General features: G+C 61.2%; 26 protein-coding genes. 14 read left to right on the top strand and 12 right to left on the bottom strand.

Translation table 11 applies throughout. The features are described from left to right. Positions 1-55 precede the first annotated feature (55 nt). Positions 56-1,069 (top strand): lysozyme inhibitor LprI family protein, encoded by a 1,014-nt coding sequence (locus AC1RME_RS09625; RefSeq protein ID WP_096822629.1) that lies wholly within the window; start codon positions 56-58, stop codon positions 1,067-1,069. A gap of 4 nt (positions 1,070-1,073) precedes the next feature. Here the strand turns inward: AC1RME_RS09625 and AC1RME_RS09620 are convergent, their stop codons facing one another. After that, entirely contained in the window at positions 1,074-1,715 is a 642-nt protein-coding gene (locus tag AC1RME_RS09620) for a TetR/AcrR family transcriptional regulator (protein ID WP_096822656.1), read from the bottom strand. A gap of 124 nt (positions 1,716-1,839) precedes the next feature. Here AC1RME_RS09620 and AC1RME_RS09615 point away from each other — a divergent pair, with 124 nt between their 5' ends. Further along, complete coding sequence (locus AC1RME_RS09615; protein WP_096822628.1) at positions 1,840-2,298, top strand: GNAT family N-acetyltransferase; 459 nt, start codon at positions 1,840-1,842, stop codon at positions 2,296-2,298. A 118-nt stretch (positions 2,299-2,416) separates the two neighbouring features. Continuing rightward, a complete protein-coding gene (locus AC1RME_RS09610; protein ID WP_096822627.1) occupies positions 2,417-3,031 on the top strand; it encodes a hypothetical protein in 615 nt (204 codons plus the stop codon). 63 nt (positions 3,032-3,094) lie between these two features. On the opposite strand, the gene AC1RME_RS09605 is transcribed toward AC1RME_RS09610, so the two are convergent. Both AC1RME_RS09605 and AC1RME_RS09600 read right to left on the bottom strand, forming a co-directional pair. After that, positions 3,095-3,640 (bottom strand): hypothetical protein, encoded by a 546-nt coding sequence (locus tag AC1RME_RS09605; RefSeq protein WP_096822626.1) that lies wholly within the window; start codon positions 3,638-3,640, stop codon positions 3,095-3,097. A gap of 79 nt (positions 3,641-3,719) precedes the next feature. After that, complete coding sequence (locus AC1RME_RS09600; protein WP_096822655.1) at positions 3,720-4,013, bottom strand: DUF7693 family protein; 294 nt, start codon at positions 4,011-4,013, stop codon at positions 3,720-3,722. Positions 4,014-4,172: 159 nt separating this feature from the next. Between AC1RME_RS09600 and AC1RME_RS09595 the strand changes: the two genes are divergently transcribed. Next, positions 4,173-5,618: a SulP family inorganic anion transporter gene (locus AC1RME_RS09595; RefSeq protein WP_096822625.1), complete on the top strand. Its 1,446-nt coding sequence runs from the start codon at positions 4,173-4,175 to the stop codon at positions 5,616-5,618. A gap of 19 nt (positions 5,619-5,637) precedes the next feature. On the opposite strand, the gene AC1RME_RS09590 is transcribed toward AC1RME_RS09595, so the two are convergent. Continuing rightward, entirely contained in the window at positions 5,638-6,156 is a 519-nt protein-coding gene (locus AC1RME_RS09590; protein ID WP_096822624.1) for a carboxymuconolactone decarboxylase family protein, read from the bottom strand. A 133-nt stretch (positions 6,157-6,289) separates the two neighbouring features. Here AC1RME_RS09590 and AC1RME_RS09585 point away from each other — a divergent pair, with 133 nt between their 5' ends. Next, a complete protein-coding gene (locus tag AC1RME_RS09585) occupies positions 6,290-7,111 on the top strand; it encodes an AraC family transcriptional regulator (protein WP_096822623.1) in 822 nt (273 codons plus the stop codon). Positions 7,112-7,114: 3 nt separating this feature from the next. On the opposite strand, the gene AC1RME_RS09580 is transcribed toward AC1RME_RS09585, so the two are convergent. After that, entirely contained in the window at positions 7,115-8,008 is an 894-nt protein-coding gene (locus tag AC1RME_RS09580; protein WP_096822622.1) for a DMT family transporter, read from the bottom strand. Between the two features lie 91 nt (positions 8,009-8,099). Between AC1RME_RS09580 and AC1RME_RS09575 the strand changes: the two genes are divergently transcribed. Continuing rightward, positions 8,100-9,431 (top strand): aminotransferase-like domain-containing protein, encoded by a 1,332-nt coding sequence (locus tag AC1RME_RS09575; RefSeq protein WP_096822621.1) that lies wholly within the window; start codon positions 8,100-8,102, stop codon positions 9,429-9,431. 71 nt (positions 9,432-9,502) lie between these two features. Then, on the top strand, positions 9,503-9,892 hold the full coding sequence (locus AC1RME_RS09570; protein WP_096822620.1) for a c-type cytochrome: 390 nt from the start codon (positions 9,503-9,505) through the stop codon (positions 9,890-9,892). A gap of 49 nt (positions 9,893-9,941) precedes the next feature. On the opposite strand, the gene AC1RME_RS09565 is transcribed toward AC1RME_RS09570, so the two are convergent. Continuing rightward, positions 9,942-10,826, bottom strand: coding sequence for a LysR substrate-binding domain-containing protein (locus AC1RME_RS09565; protein ID WP_096822619.1), 885 nt, complete (start codon positions 10,824-10,826; stop codon positions 9,942-9,944). Between the two features lie 160 nt (positions 10,827-10,986). Between AC1RME_RS09565 and AC1RME_RS09560 the strand changes: the two genes are divergently transcribed. The 3 genes from AC1RME_RS09560 (at position 10,987) to AC1RME_RS09550 (ending at position 13,921) form a co-directional block, all read left to right on the top strand. Beyond that, entirely contained in the window at positions 10,987-12,288 is a 1,302-nt protein-coding gene (locus tag AC1RME_RS09560; protein WP_096822618.1) for an NAD(P)/FAD-dependent oxidoreductase, read from the top strand. A gap of 51 nt (positions 12,289-12,339) precedes the next feature. Next, entirely contained in the window at positions 12,340-13,428 is a 1,089-nt protein-coding gene (locus tag AC1RME_RS09555; protein WP_096822617.1) for a polyamine ABC transporter substrate-binding protein, read from the top strand. 157 nt (positions 13,429-13,585) lie between these two features. Then, entirely contained in the window at positions 13,586-13,921 is a 336-nt protein-coding gene (locus AC1RME_RS09550) for a hypothetical protein (RefSeq protein ID WP_096822616.1), read from the top strand. Between the two features lie 72 nt (positions 13,922-13,993). Here AC1RME_RS09550 and AC1RME_RS09545 read toward each other — a convergent pair whose 3' ends face one another. Both AC1RME_RS09545 and AC1RME_RS09540 read right to left on the bottom strand, forming a co-directional pair. Then, positions 13,994-14,473 carry a phage infection protein gene (locus AC1RME_RS09545; RefSeq protein ID WP_096822615.1) on the bottom strand — a complete coding sequence of 160 codons (480 nt, stop codon included), beginning with the start codon at positions 14,471-14,473 and terminating at the stop codon, positions 13,994-13,996. Positions 14,474-14,597: 124 nt separating this feature from the next. After that, entirely contained in the window at positions 14,598-15,164 is a 567-nt protein-coding gene (locus AC1RME_RS09540; protein ID WP_493091040.1) for a chorismate mutase, read from the bottom strand. A 127-nt stretch (positions 15,165-15,291) separates the two neighbouring features. Here AC1RME_RS09540 and AC1RME_RS09535 point away from each other — a divergent pair, with 127 nt between their 5' ends. Then, the gene (locus AC1RME_RS09535) at positions 15,292-16,647 is read left to right on the top strand and encodes an MATE family efflux transporter (RefSeq protein ID WP_096822613.1); all 1,356 of its coding nucleotides are present in this window, start codon (positions 15,292-15,294) and stop codon (positions 16,645-16,647) included. An 84-nt stretch (positions 16,648-16,731) separates the two neighbouring features. Here AC1RME_RS09535 and AC1RME_RS09530 read toward each other — a convergent pair whose 3' ends face one another. Further along, on the bottom strand, positions 16,732-18,168 hold the full coding sequence (locus AC1RME_RS09530) for an amidase (protein WP_096822612.1): 1,437 nt from the start codon (positions 18,166-18,168) through the stop codon (positions 16,732-16,734). 120 nt (positions 18,169-18,288) lie between these two features. Here AC1RME_RS09530 and AC1RME_RS09525 point away from each other — a divergent pair, with 120 nt between their 5' ends. Both AC1RME_RS09525 and AC1RME_RS09520 read left to right on the top strand, forming a co-directional pair. Next, on the top strand, positions 18,289-19,194 hold the full coding sequence (locus AC1RME_RS09525; protein WP_096822611.1) for a LysR family transcriptional regulator: 906 nt from the start codon (positions 18,289-18,291) through the stop codon (positions 19,192-19,194). A gap of 54 nt (positions 19,195-19,248) precedes the next feature. Further along, positions 19,249-19,806, top strand: a complete 558-nt coding sequence (locus tag AC1RME_RS09520; RefSeq protein ID WP_096822610.1) for a YceI family protein — start codon at positions 19,249-19,251, stop codon at positions 19,804-19,806. Positions 19,807-19,812: 6 nt separating this feature from the next. On the opposite strand, the gene AC1RME_RS09515 is transcribed toward AC1RME_RS09520, so the two are convergent. Further along, on the bottom strand, positions 19,813-20,025 hold the full coding sequence (locus tag AC1RME_RS09515) for a YXWGXW repeat-containing protein (RefSeq protein ID WP_096822609.1): 213 nt from the start codon (positions 20,023-20,025) through the stop codon (positions 19,813-19,815). Between the two features lie 42 nt (positions 20,026-20,067). Further along, positions 20,068-20,391: a YXWGXW repeat-containing protein gene (locus tag AC1RME_RS09510; protein WP_096822608.1), complete on the bottom strand. Its 324-nt coding sequence runs from the start codon at positions 20,389-20,391 to the stop codon at positions 20,068-20,070. 183 nt (positions 20,392-20,574) lie between these two features. Here AC1RME_RS09510 and AC1RME_RS09505 point away from each other — a divergent pair, with 183 nt between their 5' ends. Continuing rightward, entirely contained in the window at positions 20,575-21,261 is a 687-nt protein-coding gene (locus AC1RME_RS09505; RefSeq protein WP_096822607.1) for a GNAT family N-acetyltransferase, read from the top strand. Positions 21,262-21,326: 65 nt separating this feature from the next. Here AC1RME_RS09505 and AC1RME_RS09500 read toward each other — a convergent pair whose 3' ends face one another. Next, positions 21,327-21,767, bottom strand: coding sequence for a hotdog fold domain-containing protein (locus AC1RME_RS09500; protein WP_096822606.1), 441 nt, complete (start codon positions 21,765-21,767; stop codon positions 21,327-21,329). Between the last annotated feature and the right edge of the window lie 91 nt (positions 21,768-21,858).

The following is a 21,858-nucleotide window of genomic DNA, read 5'->3' as shown; positions in this document are numbered from 1 at the left end:
GCATCGATAGTCCGGGCCCGGCATACTGCCGCCGCCTCAGGAATGGAATCTGTCGATGCTCGCTTTCAATCTCCGTCACGCCTTGCTGCTGACGTCTCTCGTTTTTGCTGCCAACACTCACGCTGCCAGTTTTGACTGCGCTGGCGCTTCCAGCCCGGTTGAAAAAGCCATTTGTGCGGACCCGTATACGTCGAGACTTGATGAGAAACTTGGGGTGCTTTGGCAGACAACGTTGGCGCAGGTGGCTGACCCGCAAGCGCTCAAGGCCGACCAGCGGCAGTGGCTGAAGAACCGCAAGGGCTGCGACCAACAGATGGCCTGTCTGCGTCGGGAATATCTGATGCGGATTGCCGAACTTGAGTACGCCGCCAAGCCGTTCAATTGGGACTCTACCTGGCAGCTCATCCCAGGAAGCCCTTCGTCCGCCGCAGAAATAAAAACCAAGCGGCGCGACGCGACGCATATAACTTTTGATGTTTCGGCAGCGGAGGGTGGTAACTCCGGCAATCTGGAAGGCGTTGCTTCGTTGAAGGGGAAACAGGCTGATTACGACGAAGAACAATGTTCGCTGAGTTTTACGGCAATCAACGGAATACTCCACGTGATGCAGGACGGTGCCGATGCCGACTGCGGCGGTGGGATGGGTGTTTATTACGCTGGCCGTTATGTGGCATCCGACGAACCCTTGAAGCTTGATTACGATTTGCTCAGCCTCGGTTTGGCCCGTTCAACTGAAGAAAACGAAACGTTGCGCACATTGCTCAAGACTGACTATCAATTGCTGGTGGAAATATCCGGCTCAATGATGACTGGCGACCCCAGTGCCGATGTGCCGGGCAGTCAAATGGTGGAGATGTGGATGCGTGGTCTGGGCAATACCGCGATGTTCATGAGTGCGCCAGACAATCAGTTGTGGGTAATGGTGATGGCCTACGACGGACAGGGAAAATCCCGTGTCCGTTACTACACCAACGTGCCGCAATGGAAGACTCGTTTACCCGATGCCATGCAGGCCTGGTACAAGCAGAAGTCGGCTGAAGGAACGCTGCCGCTGGATTTCATGCCCTGACTCTTCAAGTCGCAAACATCAACCTGCGAACATCACTCATCGACTCGGATACCACGCCGCCCAACACCAACCGCGTAATGGTATCCGCCGCCACCGCATAATCCTCATCCTGCGGCACTTCCCGCCCGGTGATGCGCCCCATCTGCCAGCCGATATTGGTGTAGGTGCGCGTCGCCGACCAGATGAACAACATCAAATGCTCGGGATCGACCGGGGCCAGCAAGCCGCGTTCGATCCAGCTGCGCAGGCACTCGACATTGCGCCTGGCTTCGGCATGCAGCAGGTCACGGCATTCGTCAGGCAACTGGCGACCGCCCAGTAGCAGTTCACCACTGAACACTTTGGCAATCGCCGGATGCTCACGGGCAATGCGGATGCGCGCGGCGACGTAGGCGCGCAGGCCGATCAGCGGGTCATCACTTTCGCGCAGCACCGCCGAGGCTTCCAGCAGCGGCTCGACGAAGCCGAGCAGCACTTTGCCGTAGAGGTTTTCCTTGCTCTGGAAGTAGTAATACAGATTGGCCTTGGGCACCCCGGCACGGGCCGCGATGTCGCGGGTCTGGGTCGCGTCGAAGCCGTTGGAGGCAAACTCTTCGCTGGCGGCTTTGAGGATCTGTTGCTGGTTGCGTTCGCGGATGCTGCTCATGGACGGCATGGAAGGTCTGGCCATTTCGGGCTCGCAATATACAAAACTATATAGCGGTTAAGCCAGCGAACTCGACGGACAGCGCTATGCTGGTGCAATCATTGGAATCGATCGGGGAGGGGATATGAGTCTTCAGGCACTGCGCGCCCACGCGGAACATCTGGATGCGGTAGCCGAACTGTTCGATGGTTATCGCGGTTTCTATGGCCAGCCGTCGAACCTGGCGCAATCGCGGGCCTTCATCGCCGAGCGCATGGCCGGCAATGAATCGGCGATTTTTCTGGTTGAGGACGAAAGCGGTAATGCGCTGGGATTCGTCCAGTTGTACCCGACGTTTTCTTCGATAGACGCCCACCGCACCTGGCTGCTCAGCGACCTGTTCACCACGCCGGCCGCCCGAGGCCGTGGCGTCGGACGATTGCTGATGAACACCGCGCGCGACTTCGCCGTGGAAACCGGTGCCAAGGGGCTGGTGCTGGAAACCGCCACTGACAACTTCACCGCCCAGGGGTTGTACGAGTCTCTCGGTTGGGTGCGTGACACCGGGTATTACACTTACGTGCTCGACCTGCGGCAGGGCTGAGCCGGCAATATTTTCAGGTTTTCCCGAATCAGGTCTTTTCCCGAGCGCGGGCGATCACTAGAATCCGCCCCGGCGCTCCGCAATGGAGGCTCTTTGATATCACTTTAGGGACGACATCATGCAATTCGGGAAAATCCTTGCGCTGGGTCTGGTGCTCACGCTGGGCGGCTGTGCCAGTTTCACCAAGGATGAAGTAGCACCGGTCACGCTGCCATCGATGGCCAACTACACCAACAAACCTAACGTTTATGTGGATTTCGACTTCTACCAGGGCGAGCCGAAAAGCGCTTCCGCCGTGGAGATTCCGCAAGCGCGTGACAATCTCAAGCCACAGCTGCAAAAGATCCTGAAGGATTCAGGTCTGTTCGGCCGTGTGACCCTCGATCAGTTCGAGAAGCAGCCAGGCGATTACAGCCTGCGCCTGAAGATGTACAACCATCCGCCGAATGCCGGTTCGATGGTACTGGCGTTCATCAGCGGTTTCAGCATGATGGTCATCCCGGCCTATGGTACCGACCAGTACACATTGAGCCTGGAAACCCTCGACCAGAACGGCCAGGCGATGGCCACTGCCAGCAACCATGACGCGGTTGGCACCTGGTTCGGTATCTGGTTTATCCCGCTGATGGCCAACACCCCTAAAGACGCGGTTAATGACACCTTCAATCGTCAGGTCAACGCGCTGCTCAAGCAGTGGGCTGAAAGCAACAGCCCGAAATACTCGGCGCTCTGAACGACTCGCCCGTCGACAGGAAGCCAAAAAAAGAGCCGCAATCGCGGCTCTTTTTTTTTGCCCTTACTTCAGGGCCTGGATGAACTGAGGATCGCTGTACAGATCCTTCAGCAAATCCTGCAGCATCGGGTTGTAGGCGTTGGTCGCGTTGGGGATCGCGATGAAGCCGAAGAAGCTGCTGTTCCACTGATGGCTGACTTCTTTGGTCGCGTCGTACACCACGTTCTTGCCGTCGAGCATCGTGAAGCGCGCGGCAATCTTGCCGTCACCGGTGCCCATCCCGGCATTCAACTGGTTTTTCACTACCAGCACTTGCAGGTGGCGAGTGGCGTTCGGGTCGAGCAGGCCGGCCTTGCGCAGTTCTTCGGTGATCGCGTCCTGGATATGCGCCGGGATGCTGCCTGTCGGCGACTTGATCGGGTTGGCGCGGACCATCAACGAGCCTTCACCCGACTCGGCGGTAACCTGCGGATTGCTGATCGCGTGCAGCGGCGGAGTTTGCTTGAGCTTTTGAACGTTGTCGAAGCTTGGCTCGTAGCGGGTCATGGTCATGCCACAGCCTTGCAGGAGCAGAGCAAACAGCGGGACCAACAGCAGGGTTTTTTTCACGGCAGTTCCTTGCGCGTTGAAGAAGGGGGGGCGAATTATGGGCAGAGTGCCATCATCCGGCAACCTTCTTTGCCGTGAGTCAATCAACCTGTCGCAACAACGCTTCGATCCGGGCCAGTTCCCAGGTACTCAGCAGGCTGACCGGATCGGTGCCAAAGCGTTGCCGGGTGTCGAGTGTCCATCGACGACCTTGCGGACAACGACATTCGCAACAGTGGTGCAGGTGTTGGCCGTCGAAGTCGAGTTGCAGGTTCCAGCCTTCAATGTCGACTGAAACCTGACCGGATCGCGGGCCTGTCACCCGAAAATGGCGCACGCCCAGCGCGGCATCACGCAGGCACTGGCAAACTTCGCGGGCGGATAGAGGTGACATGTTCAAACCCGTAGATCAATGAAGCCCGCAAGCATAGAGCGCCAACCCGTCCCTGTCAGCGATCACTGGCCCGTGCCCGGGCATTTGCGTAACATCCGCAACCCTCTTTTTCCCGCGAATGCAGTGGCCGCCCGTGTCGGCCGCTTTGTCAGGTAAGCCATGAAACCGATTCGTCTGCGCGCCGATGTCCTGGCCGGACTCACCACCTCGTTTGCCCTGTTACCCGAATGCATTGCGTTTGCGCTGGTGGCTCACCTCAATCCACTGATGGGCCTGTATGGCGCCTTCATCATTTGCACGCTGACCGCGCTGTTCGGTGGTCGGCCGGGCATGGTGTCCGGGGCGGCCGGTTCGATGGCGGTGGTGATCGTCGCGCTGGTGGTGCAGCACGGCGTGCAGTATCTGCTGGCGACGGTGTTGCTTGGCGGGTTGATCATGATGGCGTTCGGGCTGTTGCGCCTGGGCAAACTGGTGCGCATGGTGCCGCACCCGGTGATGCTAGGGTTCGTCAACGGTCTGGCGATCATCATTGCGCTGGCGCAACTGGAGCATTTCAAAAGCGGTGAGCAGTGGCTCAGCGGCACGCCGTTGTACCTGATGACCGGGCTGGTGCTGCTGACCATGGCCATCGTCTACCTCCTGCCGCGCCTGACCCGCGCGGTGCCGCCAGCGCTGGTGGCGATCCTAGGCGTCGGTTTGCTGGTTTATCTGCTTGGCCTGCCGACCCGCACCCTCGGCGACATGGCGCACATCGCCGGCGGTCTGCCGACGTTCGCGCTGCCGGACATTCCGTGGACGCTGGACACCCTGCGCATCATCGCGCCCTACGCGATTTTGATGGCTATGGTCGGCCTGCTGGAAACCCTGCTGACCCTCAACCTCACCGATGAAATCACCGAAACCCGTGGCTACCCGGATCGCGAGTGCGTGGCGCTGGGCGCGGCAAACATGGTGTCCGGTGCGTTCGGCGGCATGGGTGGTTGCGCGATGATCGGCCAGACCGTGATCAACCTCAGTTCCGGCGGGCGCGGGCGGTTGTCCGGGGTGGTGGCGGGGGTGTTGATCCTGCTGTTCATTCTGTTTCTGTCGCCGCTGATCGAGCGGATTCCGCTGGCGGCGCTGGTGGGGGTGATGTTCGTGGTGTCGCAGCAGACGTTTGCCTGGGCCTCGTTGCGGGTGCTGAACAAAGTGCCGCTCAACGATGTGTTGGTGATCATCGCGGTAACCACCATCACGGTGTTCACCGATCTGGCCACGGCAGTGCTGTGCGGGATCATCATCGCGGCGCTGAACTTTGCCTGGCAGCAAGCGCGCGAGTTGTACGCCGATGAACACCTGGAAGCCGACGGCAGCAAACTCTATCGCCTGCACGGCACGCTGTTTTTTGCCTCGACCACGCCGTTCCTCAATCAGTTCGACCCGGCCAGCGACCCACAGCGGGTGACGCTGGACTGCCGGCATCTGAGCTTTGTCGACTACTCGGCCATCGCTGCGTTGAAAACCCTGCGCGAACGTTACGCCAAGGCCGGCAAGCAATTGCAGGTGTTTCACCTGTCCGAGCGCTGCAAGAAACTGCTGAAACGCGCCGGGGTCGATCACGACTGAGATCGACCCCGGTCACTGATCAGGCATCGATGGCCGGGAAATCGATGTCGGTCAGCGCCACGTTGTTGAGGTAGTTAGTCAGGGTCTGCGCGGCGACGATGGCGATCACTTCGATGATCTTCTTGTCGTCGATGCCGGCAGCGCGGGCGGCGGCGATCTGTTCATCGCTCAGATGGCCACGGGTTTCCGTCAGTTGATGGGCGAGGGCGGCGAAGGCGTTCAGCCGACCGTGACGCGCCTCGACAATCTCCTGCGCTGCCAGTCCGGCCTTGCTGGCAAACAAGGTGTGTGCCGCCAGGCAGTAATCGCAGCCGTTGACCTGCGACGTGGCGAGGTACACCGCTTCTTTTTCCTTGGCGCTCAGGGACGTTTTGCCCAGTGTGGCGGAGATTTGCACGTAGGCATCCAGTGCGGCGGGCGCAACAGCCAGGGTCTTGAACAGGTTGGGCAGGAAGCCGATTTTTTTCTGCACGCCTTCAAGCGTCGGGCGAGTGGCGTCAGTGGCGGTTTCGAGGCTGACAGGAACGATGCGGCTCATGGTGATTCTCCGAAAGTCCGGTGCGAAGTGCGCCGGGGATGGAGGTCATGTTATTGAGCGCAACTGGTGCTTTGGGTGCAAATCGTCGAGGATATACGACAGATCGTCCAAACCTTCCGTCGGGGATTCTTCCATGGATCGCTTGTCCACGTTGCTCAGCCACTTCGGCGTCAATGCCGGCACCTTCCACAGCGGTACCTTCTGCGGCATCAGTGCCTACGGTGGCGATCAGGTCTGCGGCCATGTGCATCTGCTGCAGGCCGGGCAGGTGCTGCTCAAGCCGGGGAATGACCCCGAACTCACGCTCAGTGAACCGACCCTGATTTTCTTCCCCCGACCGTTTGCTCACCGACTGTTCGCCGACGAGGCCATGAACACGCAACTGGTGTGCGCCTCACTGACCTTCGATGGTGGCGCAGGCAATGCGCTGGCGGCGGCGCTGCCGGATTATCTGGTGCTGAAACTCGCCGACCTTCCTGAAATGGCCAGCACCCTGGAGTGGTTGTTTAAAGAGGCATTCGACGGCCATTGCGGGCGTGAAGCGGTGATGGATCGGCTGTTCGAGCTGTTGGTGATTCTGTTGCTGCGGCATCTGATCAGCAGTCGCAATCAGCAGCCGGGGATGATGGCGGGGTTGGCGGATCCGAAGATTTCTCGTGCGTTGAGCCTGATGCACGACCAACCGGCCAAGGCCTGGAGCGTCGCCGAACTGGCTGCGACCGCGCATGTGTCCCGCGCCGGTTTTGCCGAGCACTTCCGGCGAGTGGTGGGGCAGACGCCGGTGGATTATCTGGTGAGCTGGCGAATCAGCCTCGCGCAGAAACGCCTGCGCGAAGGCCGACCGATCGCCCTGATCGCCGAAGAGGTCGGCTATGAAAGCCCTTCGGCGCTGGCCCGGGCGTTTCGGCGTAAGACCGGGCTCAGCCCACGGGAGTGGAAGGCTGGAGTGAGCTGAAGATTATTTGGCGAATTTCTTCGCCCCGGCCACGCACAGGATCACGCCCAACGTGACCACCAGCATGCCGGTGCTGACGTGCTCATGCAGCAACGTCGCCGCCAACGCCAGGCCGAAGAACGGCTGTAACAACTGCAACTGTCCGACCGCCGCAATCCCGCCCTGAGCCAGTCCGCGATACCAGAACACAAAACCGATCAGCATGCTGAACAGCGAAACGTAAGCCAGGCACACCCACGCCGACACGCTGATGCCACTGAACGAGACGGGCGCCAGCCATACGCTTAATACGGCCATCGCGGGCAACGAAAGCACCAGCGCCCAGCAGATCACTTGCCAGCCGCCGAGGGTACGCGAGAGTTTTGCGCCTTCGGCATAACCGAGACCGCAGGCGAGGATCGCCGCCAGCATCAACAGATCGCCGGTGGGCGAGGCGGTCAGGCCTTGTGAAACAGCAAAACCGATCACCAGTGAACTGCCTAGCACCGAAAAGATCCAGAACACCGGACGCGGTCGTTCACCGCCGCGCAACACGCCGAAAATCGCTGTCGCCAGTGGCAGCAATCCTACAAAAACAATGGAATGCGCCGACGTCACGTATTGCAGCGCGAGGGCAGTCAATAACGGGAAACCCACGACCACGCCCAACGCCACGATCAACAACGAAAACCACTGATTCCGCGCCGGACGTCGTTCGCGAAACAGCCATAACAGGCACAGCGCCAACACCCCGGCGATGGTGGCGCGGATGACGGTGAGGAACACCGGGTCGAATTCCACCACCGCCAGCCGCGTGGCCGGCAGCGAACCGCTGAAAATCACGACGCCGATGAAACCGTTGATCCAGCCACTGGTTTTTTCCAGGGCCGGTGCGGGCAGATTCGAGGTTTGTTCCATGTTGGGTCACGCTCAAGAGTGGGGTTGCTTGCGGTTCATCCTATGGCTGAAAATCAGCACAATCAAAGAATTGTCATGGATACATCCCGACATGCCGCGCTCCCGTTACAAGACCCTCGTTGATACCTATGCCGCCGATATTCGCAGCGGTCGCCTGTTGCCCGGCACGCGGCTGCCGACCCACCGGCAACTGGCCGCCAGCGAAGGGCTGGCGCTGGTCACGGCGTCGCGGGTGTACGCGGAGCTTGAGGCGATGGGCCTGGTCAGCGGCGAAGCGGGGCGAGGTACGTTTGTGCGGGAGACGTCGCTGCCGCCGGGGCATAGCATCGATCAGAAAGACGTGGCGGTCGGCATGGTCGACCTCAATTTCAACTACCCGTCCTTGCCCGGTCAGGCCGAGTTGCTGCGAACGGCACTGCGGCAATTGGCGCTGTCCGGCGACCTCGAAGCGCTGCTGCGCTATCAACCCCACGCGGGTCGAGTACACGAGCGCGCCTCGGTCGCCCGGCATTTGCAAACCCGTGGCCTGAAGGTCGATGCCGAGCAAGTGCTGATCGTCAACGGCGCGCAACAGGGGCTGGCCGTCGCGCTGATGGCGTTGTTCAAACCCGGTGATGTCATTGCCGCCGATGCCTTGACCTATTCCGGCTTCAAGGTGCTGGCCGAAGCGTTGCACCTGGAAGTGGTGGCGATTCCGGTGACCGATCACGGGCCGGACTTGCCGGCGCTGGAGCGACTCTGCCGCAGCCGCTCGGTGCGTGCGGTGTACAGCATGCCGACCCTGCACAATCCGCTCGGCTGGGTCATGTCCCTTGATCAGCGCGAACAACTGGTGGCGATTGCCCGACAGCATGATCTGACGATCATCGAAGATGCGGCCTACGCCTTTCTGGTCGATAACCCGCCGCCACCGTTGGCCGATCTGGCAGCGGAGCGGACGATTTACGTCTCGGGGCTCTCGAAAAACATCGCCACCGGCCTGCGCGTCGGCTTCATCGCCGCGCCGCTGCAAACCGTCCCGGCCCTTGAACGCATCATCCGCGCCACCACCTGGAACACCCCCGGCGTCATGACCGCGATCGCCTGCAGCTGGCTCGACGACGGCACCGTCACGGTGCTCGAAGCGCAAAAACGTCACGACGCTCGGGCACGTCAGGTGCTGGCGGGCGAAATACTCAAAGACATCGAGCACATCGGCCATCCGTCCTCGTATTTCCTCTGGCTGCCATTGCCGGAGGACGCGCGCGCCGATCAGGTCGTGGTCGAGTTGATGCAGCAGCAGATTGCGGTATCGATCGCCGAACCGTTCGTGGTTTCGGCGCACGTCCCCCACGCGATCCGGATTGCCCTGGGGTCGGTGGACATGGATGTACTGCGTCAGGCGCTGATAAAAGTCCGCCAGGTGGTGGGTGCCTACCGCTAGCCGAAGCCCTTACGGATCGCCACAAAATGCTACCCTTGCGCCGCCCGATTTACGCCAGTCCGGAACCTGCAATGAAAAAACGCGCCTTACTGACTTTCGCCCTGATCCTCAACGCAGGCCTGCTCAGCACATCCACCCTGGCTGCAGGCGACGCCGAGGCCGGCGCCAAAATCTTCCCGCGTCTGTGCGGCGGTTGCCATCAGGTCGGCGAGTCCGCCCGTCCTGGATTCGGCCCGGAACTCAATGGCATCATCGGCCGCCCGGCCGGGACGTCGGCGAACTACGTGTATTCAGATGCCATGAAGAACTCCGGCGTGACCTGGAACCGTGAAACGCTGACGGCGTATCTGAAGGACCCGAAGGGTGTGGTGCCAGGAACGCGGATGATCTTCTGGGGGCTGAGTGATGAGGAGAAGATCGATAATCTGTTGGCGTATCTCCAGACCTTTTCCCAGCCATGAAGACCCTTTGCGGGAGTTGCGCAAAGCAGCTCCCGTGTGACGTCTGCGTTCAAACCTCGCGCTCGGCCTGCCCCGCAAACCACCCCATCACCACCCCACACGCCGGATGCGAAGCCGCCGACGGCTGCAAGCACAACGAGTAAATCCCCCCGGTTTTCAGCGGCTCCCCGAACGGCACCACCAGCACACCACGCTCGATGGATTCTGCCGCCAGCGTCATGTCCGTCACCGCCACACCCAATCCCCGCGCCGCCGCATCCAGTGCCAGTTCATCGAGGTTGAACGGGATGTGCCGGTAATCCTCCAGCGGTTTGCCGTCGTTCGCGGCCAGCCATTCGATCCACGCCTGGCGATCTACCGAGCGATGCAGCAGCGGGAAGCGCAGCAACGCGTCCACTGAGCGCGGTGCTTCGGCCAGATTCGGGGCACACACCGGCACCAGCGTTTCCTGAAACAGCGTCAGGCAATCCGGATCGCTTGATGCTGTCGGCAAATAAAGGATGTAGGCATCGCTGTCGCCGGTCGGTTCGACGACTTCGGTGGCGACGGTTTCGATGGCCAGCGAGACCTCGGGATGGCGCAGATAAAAGTCGCTGAGTTTGGGCAGCAACCAGCGCACCGCCAGCGACACGTGCATGCGAATGCGGAACGGACGTTTCTGCGGAGTGAGGCGTTCTTCGAGGGTTTTCAGTTGCTCGAAGATGCTTCGCGCGCTGGCCAGGACCTGCTCGCCTTCCGGGGTCAGGTGCAGGTTGCGGCTGGTGCGCACGAACAGCGCCACGTTGAAGTGACTTTCCAGTTGCTGGATCTGCCGGCTCACGGCGCTTTGGGTCAGGCACAACGTCTGCGCAGCCTGAGTGAAGCTGCCGCATCGAGCGACTTCGACCAGTGCCTGCATAGCTTGCAGGGAGGGGATGTGGCGAATTTTATCCATGCGTTTTCAGAATGGCTCGATGATTTCTTAGCGTTGGTGAGGCGTTTGAAGACCTTATAGATTCTAGCTCTGGCGGCTGTCTTCACAACACGGGCATGCGATTCACGCATGGCCATCAGAAGAAGGCAAGTCGCCGAACGACAGTCGAATGAGGTGATGCATGGACAATATCTGTGGCTGGATCGCGCAAGCCGGAAACTCCCCGGCACGCGGTCGCCTGAGCGGAGCGCAAAAAGCCGACTGGCTGGTGATCGGGGCAGGCATCACCGGGCTCAGCGCTGCGCATAACCTCGCGCAACTGCATCCCCAGGCGCGGATTGTGGTGGTGGATCGGCAATCGGCGGCGCAGGGCGCGTCGGCGCGCAACTCGGGTTTTGTCGTCGCCCATGAACACCCGGCCGACAGCGAACTGATCGGCGCCGCAGGTTTTGCCAGGTTTGAAGTCGACACGGCGATTTCCCGCGCCGCCAGCGAAGAAGTCCGCCAACGCATTGCCCGACACGCGATCGACTGCGACTTCCGCGACAGTGGGTATTTCTTTGCCGTGAACGACCCGGCCAAGCTCAATCAGGTCGACGCGAAACTGGCCACGCTGCGCGCCCTCGGTGCCCGCGCCGAGTTTCTGCAAGGCGAGGCGCTGAACCAGAAGCTCGGCACTCGCCACTATCAGGCCGCGATCTGGTGCGGCAATGGCAATGCGCTGCTGCAACCGGCCAAGTACGTGAAGGGCTTGCTCAATGCGCTCCCGGACAACGTCACGGTGTTCGAGAACACCGACATTTCGGGTCTTGAGCGTGTCGGCCAGGGGCATCTACGCGCCCAAGGTGCCGAAGGCAGTATCGAGGCGAAGCAGGTGCTGGTGTGCCTCAATGCCTTCATTCCCCGCGTCGGCATCAACGACAGCGCCACGTTCCCGATGGAGTTGAGCGCCAGCCTTACGCGTCCGCTCACGGATCAGGAGTTCGCGGCCATCGGTTCGGTCGAGCCGTGGGGCGTGCTGTCGACCCGGCCGCTGGGCGCCACCGTGCGGTTGACCCCGGATCGCCGGGTGATGATTCGCAACACCGCCGAATACCGCACGCGGGACCTGTCCAACAGCGAGCTGGTCCTGCGGCGGCAACATCATGTGCGCGGTCTGCAACGGCGTTTTCCGTTCTTGGGCGAGCAAGACATTCGCTACACCTGGACGGGCCACCTGAGTGCGACCCGCAGCGGCCAGGCGTATTTCGACCGGGTTGAGGAGGGCGTTTTCGCCGTGGCCGGTTGCAACGGCTCGGGCGTGGCGCGCGGAACCCTGTGGGGACGGCTGTTGGCGGAGCTGGCGTCGGGCATCGACTCGCCCTTGCTGCAATCGGTGATGCAACGGGCCGAACCGGGCTGGCTGCCGCCGCGACCTTTCTTCGATATCGGTGCCATGCTTCGCATGCGCGTGGAGGCGGTCAGGGCCAGAACAGAAATCTGAAATTCCGCACATCCCACAAGAACAAAAGCCACTCAATTCAGGTGACAGAACATGCGCGTCAATACACTTTCCCTGGCGGTCTTGCTCGCAACGGCTTCGGCGGGCGCTCTTGCCGACGAAGCGGTCAACATTTCCAACTGGAACGGCTACATCGCCGACGACACCCTGGCCAACTTCACCAAAGACACCGGCATCAAGGCCATTTACGACATCCATGACAGCAATGAAGTGCTGGAATCGAAGTTGATGACCGGCAATACCGGTTACGACGTGGTCAGTCCGTCGAACCACTTTCTGTCGCGGCTGATCAAGGCCGGCGCCATCCAGAAACTCGACAAGTCGCAACTGCCGAACTGGAAGAACCTCGATCCGCAGTTGATGAAGAAACTCGAAGTCAACGACCCGGGCAATCAATACGGTTATCCGTACATGTGGGGCACCGCCGGCATCGGTTACAACGTCGAGAAGATCAAGGCGATCTTCGGCAACACGGACGTTACCCGCTCGTGGAAGATGTTCTTCGAAGAGGACAACATCAAGAAGTTGAGCCAGTGCGGCGTGGCAATCATCGACAACCCGACTCAGGTACTACCGATCACCCTCAACTACCTGGGCTTGCCGCCACACAGCCATGAACCGGCGGATTACAAAAAAGCCGAAGCGGCCTTGTTCAAGATCCGCCCTTACGTGCAGTACTTCCATGCGTCGAAGTACATCAGCGATCTGGCCAACGGTAACGTCTGTGCGGTCATCGGCTTTAATGGCGACGTGGTCCAGGCGGCCGCCAGTGCCAGGGAAGCGAAAAACGGTATCGATATCGCCTACTCGATCCCGGACGAAGGCACGACGTTGTGGTTCGACATGGTGGTCATGCCCAAGAACGCGCCCCACGAGAAGAACGGCTACACCTACATGAACTATCTGCTGGAACCCAAGGTGATCGCCAACATCAGCAACAGCATTCACTACGCCAACCCCAACGCGGCGGCCAATGAGTTCCTGACACCGGCGGTGAAACAGGATCTGGCGATCTATCCGCCTAAAGAGGTGATGGACAAATTGTTCACCGTGGAAGAGTTGCCGGCGGCGATTGCCCGGTTGACGACGCGGTTGTGGACCAAACTCAAGACCAACACTTGAAGTTGAAGAGGTAACGCTGTCGGCGATTAAACCGACAGCGTTACATGAAACACGCTTCATGAAATATTGTCAGGTTGATACCAATGTGCCACTGCCTCCAGTAAAGTGTGCGCCGCCCGAGAGATGGATCCCGGGCTTATACCCATGGAGTCTTGAAGTGAAATACCTCAGCAAAGTAGTCGCCGCCGCACTGTTCGGTGTGGTTCTGGCAGGTTGCACCGGCACCGCGATGAACACCAAACAATACGACAGCAGCCAATACACCGTGATTGGCCACAGTGAAGCGACCGCCACCGGCCTGCTGCTGTTCGGCGTGATCCCGATCCAGCAAAACAGCCGCTTCGTGCGCGCCCAGACTGCCGCGATCAAAGCCCGTGGCGGCGACGCCATGATCAACACCCAAGTCCAGGAAAACTGGTTCTGGGCGTGGGTCCTCACCGGCTACACCACCAAGATCTCCGGTGACGTGGTCAAGCTGAAAACCGCTCAGTAAGCGATGGTTGGATGTGAAAAAGCCCGGCTGATCAGGCCGGGCTTTTCTTTTTCTTGCGATTGGGCCGTCAAGTCATGCGACGCGGCGTTCCATCAGACGATCCGAACCACCTTCGGCAACACGGCGTTCCATCAGTCGATCCGAACCACCTTCAGCAACGCGACGTTCCAGCAGACGATCCGAGCCACCTTCAGCAACGCGGCGTTCTTGCAGACGATCCGAGCCACCTTCAGCTACACGGCGCTCTTGCAGACGATCCGAGCCACCTTCGGCAACTCGACGTTCCAGCAGACGATCCGAGCCACCTTCGGCTACACGGCGCTCTTGCAGACGGTCCGAGCCACCTTCAGCTACACGGCGCTCTTGCAGACGGTCCGAGCCACCTTCGGCAACGCGGCGTTCTTGCAGACGATCCGAACCACCTTCTGCTACACGGTGTTCGATCAACCGATCCGAACCGCCTTCGGCGATCATGGTGTGAGCGGGTTTGGCTGCAAAAGCGTTGACTGCAAGAACCGAGAAAGCGATGCCGAGAAGGATTTGGCGTTTCATGATCGTGTGCTCCGGGGTGTTGTTTGTTTGGTATGGAGCCGATCTTACGCCCGGGATTTTTTATGAGAACTTCATTGACGTGATGGTGACTATCGACGCCAGCGATGGATGCCTGAGCCCCGATTCACGGGGCTGTCGCGCGAACGCATAGCTCCCCGGTGGCGCGGGTCAGGGCCAGTTCGTGCAACCCGTCATGAGTCAAACCGCTACGCGCCTTGGCCAGCCATACCGGGCAATTCGGGTCGCGGCGGTAGGGCGTGAAGTCGGCGTATTGCTGCAACAGGCGGGATTGCAGCTCATCCAGGCGCGGCCGAATCTGCTTGCCCAGATCCGGGCGCGGTGTGTCCGGCGCGGCACCCGCCGCTTGCCACTTCGCCAGCAAACCGTATTGCACCAGCTTGTTGGCTTCCATCTGCGCGGCGATCAACTGCGCCACGTCTTCTGGATCAAGCTTGCGTTCAGTGGCCAGCGTTCGGGCGTTGGCGATGACCTGGGCTTCGCGGGGACTGTCCTGGATCGGCTTGCCGCTGTCCCACTTGGTCAGGGCGACGAGATCGCCGATGTTCAGGCGTTCGTTCAGGGTGCTCAGCAGGCTTTGCAGCGATTGGGGCGCTGGTGTCGGGGCGGCGTTGGATGTCGTCGCCAGAACGGCAAAAAGGGTAGAGGTCAGCAGGGTCGAGACGCGGGACATGGGATCGGTTCACTTCCATTTTGGGCAAGAGGTGGAGATTACGAAGTTTTAATGCAAACGGGTACGACCTGAAGCGCTTTGCATACCTTAGACTCTCCCCATCGCTCCCACCCGAGACGGACCCTCAATGCAAAACCCCGCCCAAAAACCCCTCTGGCAAACCTACCTGCTGTTCCTTGCCCCGATGGTGCTGTCGAACTTCCTGCAGTCGATGTCCGGCACGGTCAACAGCATCTACATCGGCCAGATGCTCGGCACTCAGGCGCTGGCGGCGGTGTCGGGGATGTTTCCGATCATCTTTTTCTTCATCGCGCTGGTCATCGGTCTGGGCGCCGGGGCGGGGGTGTTGATCGGCCAGGCGTGGGGCGCGCGTGAGTCGCATATGGTGAAGGCGATTGCCGGGGCGACGTTGTTGCTGGGGGTGTTGATCGGGTTGGTCGCGGCGGTGCTGGGCAGTGTGTTTGCGCGTCAGGTGTTGCAGGGGTTGGGGACGCCGGCTGATGTGCTGGACGATGCGGTGGCCTATGCCCGCGTGATGATGTGGACCTTGCCGTTTGTGCTGGTGTACGTGCTGTTCACCCAGTTGTTGCGCGGGGTGAGCGACACGCTGTCGCCGATGCTGGCTCTGCTGCTGTCGACCGTGGTCGGTCTGGCGCTGACCCCGGCGTTCATTCGCGGATGGCTGGGCTTGCCGCAACTGGGGATTCAGAGCGCGGCGTTCGCCGGGCTGGCCGGTACGCTGGCGGCGATGGCATGGCTGGCGTGGAGCCTGATCCGCAAGGGCCATCCACTGGCGCCGGACCGGGAGTTCTTCGGGGCGTTGCGGCTGGACGGCGAGATTCTCGGCAAGGTGTTGCGCATCGGTCTGCCGACCGGGGTGCAGATGATTGTGTTGTCGCTGTCGGAGCTGGTGATTCTGGCGCTGGTCAACCAGCACGGCTCCCAGGCGACGGCGGCGTATGGCGCGGTGACGCAGATCGTCAACTATGTGCAGTTTCCAGCGCTGTCGATTGCAATCACCGCGTCGATCCTCGGCGCCCAGGCGATTGGTGCCGGGCGGCTGGAACGGATGGGCCCGATCCTGCGCACCGGACTGTGGATCAATGTGTGCCTGACCGGTGGTTTGATCGTGCTCGGTTACCTGTTGTCGCACTGGCTGCTGGGGCTGTTCCTGACCGAGGACTCGACCCGGGCGATGGCCGAGCACTTGCTGCACATCATGCTGTGGAGCCTGTTGATCTTCGGTTTCCAGGCCATCATCGGCGGGATCATGCGCGCCAGCGGCACGGTGCTGGTGCCCGTCGCGATCGCGATCATTTGCGTGGTAGGCGTGCAGTTGCCGGCGGCGTACTGGCTGGACGGGCAGTTTGGTTTGCAGGGCGTGTGGATGGCGTTTCCGGTGGCGTACCTCGGGATGCTGGTGCTGCAGACGCTGTACTACAAACTGGTCTGGCAGCATCAGAAAATCGAGCGGCTGGTTTGACGGATCGCAAGTGATCGAGCGGCCCGATCCGCAAAGGGTTGTCCTGTGAGGGACAGCCCTTTTTTGTGGGCGGCGGGAGGGGTGTCAACGCGGATTGCCGACCCGAATCAGTGGCCGACGATGCTGCCACGGCAAGGCCTGTTCGAGTTGCCCGGCCAGGCGCAACAACAGGTCATCGGCGCCGAAGCGTGCGGCAAATTGCAGGCCTATCGGCAGGCCGTTGCCGGACATGCCCAGCGGCAGTGAAATTGCCGGGGTTCCCGCGACATTGAACACCGGCGTGAAGGGCGAATGCTCGAAGACCCGCGCCGTCCATTGCCGACCGTTCATGGTTTCGGCGTCGTGGTTGTAGGTGCCGATGGCCTGGGGCAGGTGCGGCAGGGTCGGGGTCAGCAGTACATCAATGTCCTCGAACCACCCAGCCACTTGACGGGCGATGCTGTTGCGCACCTCCAGCGCGGCGGCGAAATCCGTGCCGCGCGATTGTTGGCCGAAGGCGTAGCAGGCGAGGGTGGCCGGTTCCAGGGAACTGCGATCGACAGGGCGCCGGGTTGCAGCGGCGAGGTGGTCGATCCAGCGCACCAGGCTGGCACACCAGATATGTGCATTGGCTTCGACGAAGGCGTCCCACGACAAACCGAGCGGTGCCCGGACGGTTTCAACCTGATGGCCGAGGGATTGAAGTTCACGGGCAACACGAGCGGTGGCATCGGCGGTATCGGGATCGATGCTGGCCCCGTTCCACGGCGTGTCGAGCAAGCCGATGCGTAACCGCCCGGGATCGCGGCCGACCTGAGACAGAAAGCCTTCGGCCGGGGCCTCCGTGTAATAAGGATCTCCCGGCGCACAGCCCTGCACCACATCCATCAGTGCCGCGCTGTCGCGCACTGTCCGCGACAGGCCCAATTGCACGCCGAGCCCGGCAAACACTTCATCCATCAATGGCCCGTGGGAGCTGCGGCCGCGCGTCGGCTTGAGGCCCACCAGACCATTGAAGGCTGCCGGAACGCGGATCGATCCAGCCGCGTCGGTGGCATGGGCGATGGGTACGATGCCGGCGGCGACAGCCGCGCCGGCGCCACCGCTCGAGCCCCCAGCGGAAAGTTGCGGGTTCCACGGATTGCGGGTCGGGCCTTGCAGGAGGGAGTCGGTTTCGGTGCTGAACGCCATTTCCGGGGTGGTGGTGCGGCCGAGGGTGATGAGCCCGGCGGCGTTGATGCGTTGCATCAGCGTGGAATCGCTTTCTGCGACCAGACCCTGCGCGAGTCGGCTACCCAGTTCATTACGCCGTCCGGCCGCAGTGATCGCCAGGTCCTTGATCAGAAACGGCACCCCGGCCAGCGGGCCACTGCCGCTGGCAGCCGTCGGCGTCCAGTGTTCGATGATCGCGTTGATCGATGGGTTGACCTGCTGTATCGCTTCGATGGCCAGTGTGGCCAGCTCTTTGGCGTGGACTTCGCCGGACGCAACCAACTGCGCGAGGCCAATGCCATCGTGTTCGGCGTATTCGTTGAGATTCATGGGTATCACTCCGAGAGGGAGCGTCGATATTAGGTCGCAGGGTCTCAGGTGATTAGCCCATAATCGCGGCATGAAATGTGCCATGAGTGGCACAATCCATTGTCCTCAGGCAGGCCCGAAATGATCCGCGATTTGAACGACACGCTGGTGTTTGTCTGCGTGGTGCGCCTCGGCAGTTTCACCGCTGCCGCCCACGCCTTGCAGATTCCGAAAACCACGGTCAGCCGCCGGGTGCGCGAGCTGGAGCAGGCCATTGGTGTGCAACTGCTGCGCCGCACCACCCGCCAGTTGAGCCTGACCGAGGCGGGCGCGGTGTATTACGAGCAGTGCAAAACCATCGCCGACACCCTCGAACATGCCGAACGGGCCGTGCATCAATTGCGTGACGGGCCGCGTGGCTGGTTGCGGGTAACGGTGCCGTTTTCATTCGGGGTGAGTTGGTTTGCACCGTTGCTGGCGGGGTTTCGTCAGGCGTACCCGGAAATTCGCCTGGAGATTCTGGCCTCCCACGTACCGATGGATCTGGTGGGCGAGGAGATCGACGTGGCGCTGCGGCTGGGAGCATTGCCGGACTCGAGCCTGATCGCCCGCCGGCTGGCGAGTTTCCCCACGGGCATTTACGCGGCCCCGGCATACCTCGCGCATCACGGTACGCCGCAAACTCCGGAAGAATTGCTTCACCATCAAACGTTGACGCTGCATCAGGCACGGCGCGATGTCGGTTATGTCTGGCCGTTGCGTCGGGAAGGGGCGCGCCTGAGAGACTATCGAGTCGAGCCCACCATCCTCGCCAACGACCCGGCGCTGTTGCACGATGCGTTACTGGCAGGCGAAGGGCTGAGCCTGGGAATGGACCTGAGCATGAAAGCCGATGTGCAGGCCGGACGCCTGATCCGGGTTCTGCCGGAGTGGATCGGCCCGCCGCAGGATCTCAACGCGGTCACGGCTCGCGAACATCTGCCGTCGCCCAAGGTGACGGCGCTGATCGGTTACTTGAAGGCGCGCATGAACGGTGAAGTGGCATAACCGCCCGATGTTTGCTTAAGTCAGTCGAGGCCCATCGAGGCACCGGAGCATCCCATGTCGATTCGATTGTTGTTGGTTGCTGTGTGTTGCCTGATCGTCATGCCGGCGGCGCAGGCGGTGGAGTACACCCGGGTCAATACCACCGCCAGCCAGATCAGTTTTACCTACAACCAGATGGGCTCGCGGATGTACGGCACGTTCGGCAAGTTCGATGCGACGCTGGACTTCGACACCGAGCGTCTGGGCAGCGCCCGCACCACGTTGCACATCGACCTCACCAGCATCGACGCCGGCAGCGAAGACGCCAACACGGAGCTGGTGAAACCGGCGTGGTTCGACACGCAAAAGTTTCCGACGGCGGTGTTCGAATCGACCCGTTTCAGTCGGGTCGATGAAAACCATTACCTGGTTGCCGGCCGACTCACGCTCAAAGGTGTCACCCGCGAGGTGCAGGTGCCGGTGCAGTTGAAACCCGATAGCAGCATCGGCATCTTCGACGGTGAACTCGTGCTCAAGCGCGACGCATTCGGCCTCGGTGCCGGGGAGTGGGCCGACACCGTGGTTTCGAACGACATCGCGATCAAGTTCAAGGTCGTTGCACCGGCGCAGTGACCGGCCTCAATACGCCCGCCAATGTCCCGGCACCCAGCGCCATTGGTTGCCGGCCCAGCGATAATGGCCGGCGACCCAGTGATAACCCGGCGCAGGCATTACCGGGACCACTTCGACGATCGGTGGTGGCCGGTGCGGGCGGACCGGTTCGACGACGCAGCCCGACAGAGTGATTGCCACGAGTGAGGCAGCGAGCAAGGTTTTCAGGGTTTTCGACATGACGATGTTCCTGGTGGATGACGTGGGCGGGCAGGCGAGCAATCAACGCACCCAATGACCTTCAATCCAGTACCAGTTCGGCCCGCGGGCTTGCCAGTGGCCCGGTTTCCAGCGTGCGCCGTGACGCACTGGTTGCCAGTGGCCGGGCACCCACGTGTAGCCTCGGCCTTCCCAGCGCCAGTGGCCGCGATCCCAGGCATAGCCGGGCCGTGCACCGGGCATCGGTTCCATACGCATCGGTGGCGGGGCTTCACGGATGATGATTTCGGGCTGGGCAAACACCGGGGTACTGGCCAGCGCGGCCAGTGTCAGCGGCACCAGCAGCAGGGCTTTTCGCCATTTGAACAGGGAACGCAGAACGTTCATGACAACTCCTCAGGGCCTGCGTCGGGAAATGAACGCAGCTGAAGAATTGGACGCCAGATCGGCGAAAGATCCGTTCTCGGGCAGATGAAATTTTTGTCAGGCTTGCACAGGGTATGATGTCGCGGTTCGCCGGTCGCTCAACCCGCCCGGCAGCTTGTGTTTTACCGCCGGAGTCCACCCGCCATGCCCCGCATCACCCACTACAAATCCCCGTGCCCCGAGAGCGTCAACAGCCAGATCCTGCAAATGGTGGTCGACTACCTGACCGACATCAGCGCGATCGGTCTGGGCCCGAGCAACCTGCTGTACAACGTCTATCAGTACGCGGTCGGCTACGAGGTGCATTTGTATCTGGAGGCGTTGAACGGCGAGAAGGGCACCGAGGTGGAACTGCTGGTGGCCACCGACGACGAAGACCCGGAGCAGGTGATCGGCTTCCTGTTGTACTTGCCGGTGCAGGGCGATTGGGAGGCGTGCAACGTGGCGTATCTGGCGGTGCAACAACCGTACCGCCGTCAGGGCGTGGCCCGGGCGTTGATCGCCGACATGCTGACGCGTTACCCCCATGCCGAGCTGACGTGCAGCGTGGGTAAAGTCCCGTATTTCGAAGCGCTGGGCTTTGAAGTGCTGGGCCAGTTGGAGACCCAGGTGCTGATGAGCACCCGGCATTACCGCAGCAACGGCTTGCGCGGTTTTATCGACACCACGCCGATCTACCGCTCGCTCGAAGTGCAGCAGATCCACACCTACCTCCTGCAAAAGCACGGCAAACGGGCGATGGTCGATGCCGAGAAACAGCGTGACCGGCATCTGGATCAAGTCACGCGGCACACCGAAGAGTTTGTCCGCCAGCGCCTGACCGTTCACTGATCCGGCCAACGGCAAAAAGCCCTTGTTGCGATGACGGCAACAAGGGCTTTTTTGTGCCTGGGATTTCAGGACAGCTTCACGTTCATGGTGATTCGCGCCGTGAACACTTTCTTGCCTTCTGCGTCGTGGATGTCCACCGGCACGATCTTGTCGCCTTCGGTCTGCCAGTCCAGCGCTTCGCCATTGGCCACGGCGGTCACATCGGATTTGGCCTTGGCCAGGTACTCGACGGTCATGCCTTTGGGAATCCAGCGTGCACCGGCGGGAATCGACACGTCGGTCATCATCCCGGCCGCCAGTTCGGCGGCGTTGCACATGGCAATGGCGTGCACGGTGCCGAGGTGGTTGGTGATCTCGCGGTGAAACGGCACCTGTACCGTCGCCGAACCTGCGCGCAGTTCGCTGACCAACGGATTGATGCTGCTGAAATACGGCGCGACCTGACAGGCCATCTGGCTGAACGCTTGGGGGCCGGCGCTGGTGAACATGCTGAGAAACTGACTCATGGTTAAGCCTCGCGATTAGGAGATTCACAGAATGATGTTCCGTAACAGAATATTGTTCTGTAACGGAACGGTATTCTGTCCGTGGGAAATC

Source organism: Pseudomonas sp. GW822-FHT03F08 (genome assembly GCF_058801265.1).
Note: the sequence above shows the minus strand (reverse complement) of the source record. Positions and strands in the feature narration are given on the sequence as shown.

Excerpts from the sequence above, each read along its gene's own strand:
- AC1RME_RS09570 (WP_096822620.1), top strand. The coding sequence starts at position 9,503 with ATGAAAAAACGCGCCTTACTGACTTTCGCCCTGATCCTCAACGCAGGC.
- AC1RME_RS09560 (WP_096822618.1), top strand. The coding sequence starts at position 10,987 with ATGGACAATATCTGTGGCTGGATCGCGCAAGCCGGAAACTCCCCGGCA.
- AC1RME_RS09530 (WP_096822612.1), bottom strand. The coding sequence starts at position 18,168 with ATGAATCTCAACGAATACGCCGAACACGATGGCATTGGCCTCGCGCAG.
- AC1RME_RS09520 (WP_096822610.1), top strand. The coding sequence starts at position 19,249 with ATGTCGATTCGATTGTTGTTGGTTGCTGTGTGTTGCCTGATCGTCATG.
- AC1RME_RS09580 (WP_096822622.1), bottom strand. The coding sequence starts at position 8,008 with ATGGAACAAACCTCGAATCTGCCCGCACCGGCCCTGGAAAAAACCAGT.
- AC1RME_RS09610 (WP_096822627.1), top strand. The coding sequence starts at position 2,417 with ATGCAATTCGGGAAAATCCTTGCGCTGGGTCTGGTGCTCACGCTGGGC.
- AC1RME_RS09505 (WP_096822607.1), top strand. The coding sequence starts at position 20,575 with ATGCCCCGCATCACCCACTACAAATCCCCGTGCCCCGAGAGCGTCAAC.
- AC1RME_RS09585 (WP_096822623.1), top strand. The coding sequence starts at position 6,290 with ATGGATCGCTTGTCCACGTTGCTCAGCCACTTCGGCGTCAATGCCGGC.
- AC1RME_RS09525 (WP_096822611.1), top strand. The coding sequence starts at position 18,289 with ATGATCCGCGATTTGAACGACACGCTGGTGTTTGTCTGCGTGGTGCGC.
- AC1RME_RS09555 (WP_096822617.1), top strand. The coding sequence starts at position 12,340 with ATGCGCGTCAATACACTTTCCCTGGCGGTCTTGCTCGCAACGGCTTCG.
- AC1RME_RS09615 (WP_096822628.1), top strand. The coding sequence starts at position 1,840 with ATGAGTCTTCAGGCACTGCGCGCCCACGCGGAACATCTGGATGCGGTA.
- AC1RME_RS09590 (WP_096822624.1), bottom strand. The coding sequence starts at position 6,156 with ATGAGCCGCATCGTTCCTGTCAGCCTCGAAACCGCCACTGACGCCACT.
- AC1RME_RS09620 (WP_096822656.1), bottom strand. The coding sequence starts at position 1,715 with ATGAGCAGCATCCGCGAACGCAACCAGCAACAGATCCTCAAAGCCGCC.
- AC1RME_RS09545 (WP_096822615.1), bottom strand. The coding sequence starts at position 14,473 with ATGAAACGCCAAATCCTTCTCGGCATCGCTTTCTCGGTTCTTGCAGTC.
- AC1RME_RS09510 (WP_096822608.1), bottom strand. The coding sequence starts at position 20,391 with ATGAACGTTCTGCGTTCCCTGTTCAAATGGCGAAAAGCCCTGCTGCTG.
- AC1RME_RS09500 (WP_096822606.1), bottom strand. The coding sequence starts at position 21,767 with ATGAGTCAGTTTCTCAGCATGTTCACCAGCGCCGGCCCCCAAGCGTTC.
- AC1RME_RS09600 (WP_096822655.1), bottom strand. The coding sequence starts at position 4,013 with ATGTCACCTCTATCCGCCCGCGAAGTTTGCCAGTGCCTGCGTGATGCC.
- AC1RME_RS09575 (WP_096822621.1), top strand. The coding sequence starts at position 8,100 with ATGCCGCGCTCCCGTTACAAGACCCTCGTTGATACCTATGCCGCCGAT.
- AC1RME_RS09565 (WP_096822619.1), bottom strand. The coding sequence starts at position 10,826 with ATGGATAAAATTCGCCACATCCCCTCCCTGCAAGCTATGCAGGCACTG.
- AC1RME_RS09535 (WP_096822613.1), top strand. The coding sequence starts at position 15,292 with ATGCAAAACCCCGCCCAAAAACCCCTCTGGCAAACCTACCTGCTGTTC.
- AC1RME_RS09595 (WP_096822625.1), top strand. The coding sequence starts at position 4,173 with ATGAAACCGATTCGTCTGCGCGCCGATGTCCTGGCCGGACTCACCACC.
- AC1RME_RS09540 (WP_493091040.1), bottom strand. The coding sequence starts at position 15,164 with ATGTCCCGCGTCTCGACCCTGCTGACCTCTACCCTTTTTGCCGTTCTG.
- AC1RME_RS09625 (WP_096822629.1), top strand. The coding sequence starts at position 56 with ATGCTCGCTTTCAATCTCCGTCACGCCTTGCTGCTGACGTCTCTCGTT.
- AC1RME_RS09515 (WP_096822609.1), bottom strand. The coding sequence starts at position 20,025 with ATGTCGAAAACCCTGAAAACCTTGCTCGCTGCCTCACTCGTGGCAATC.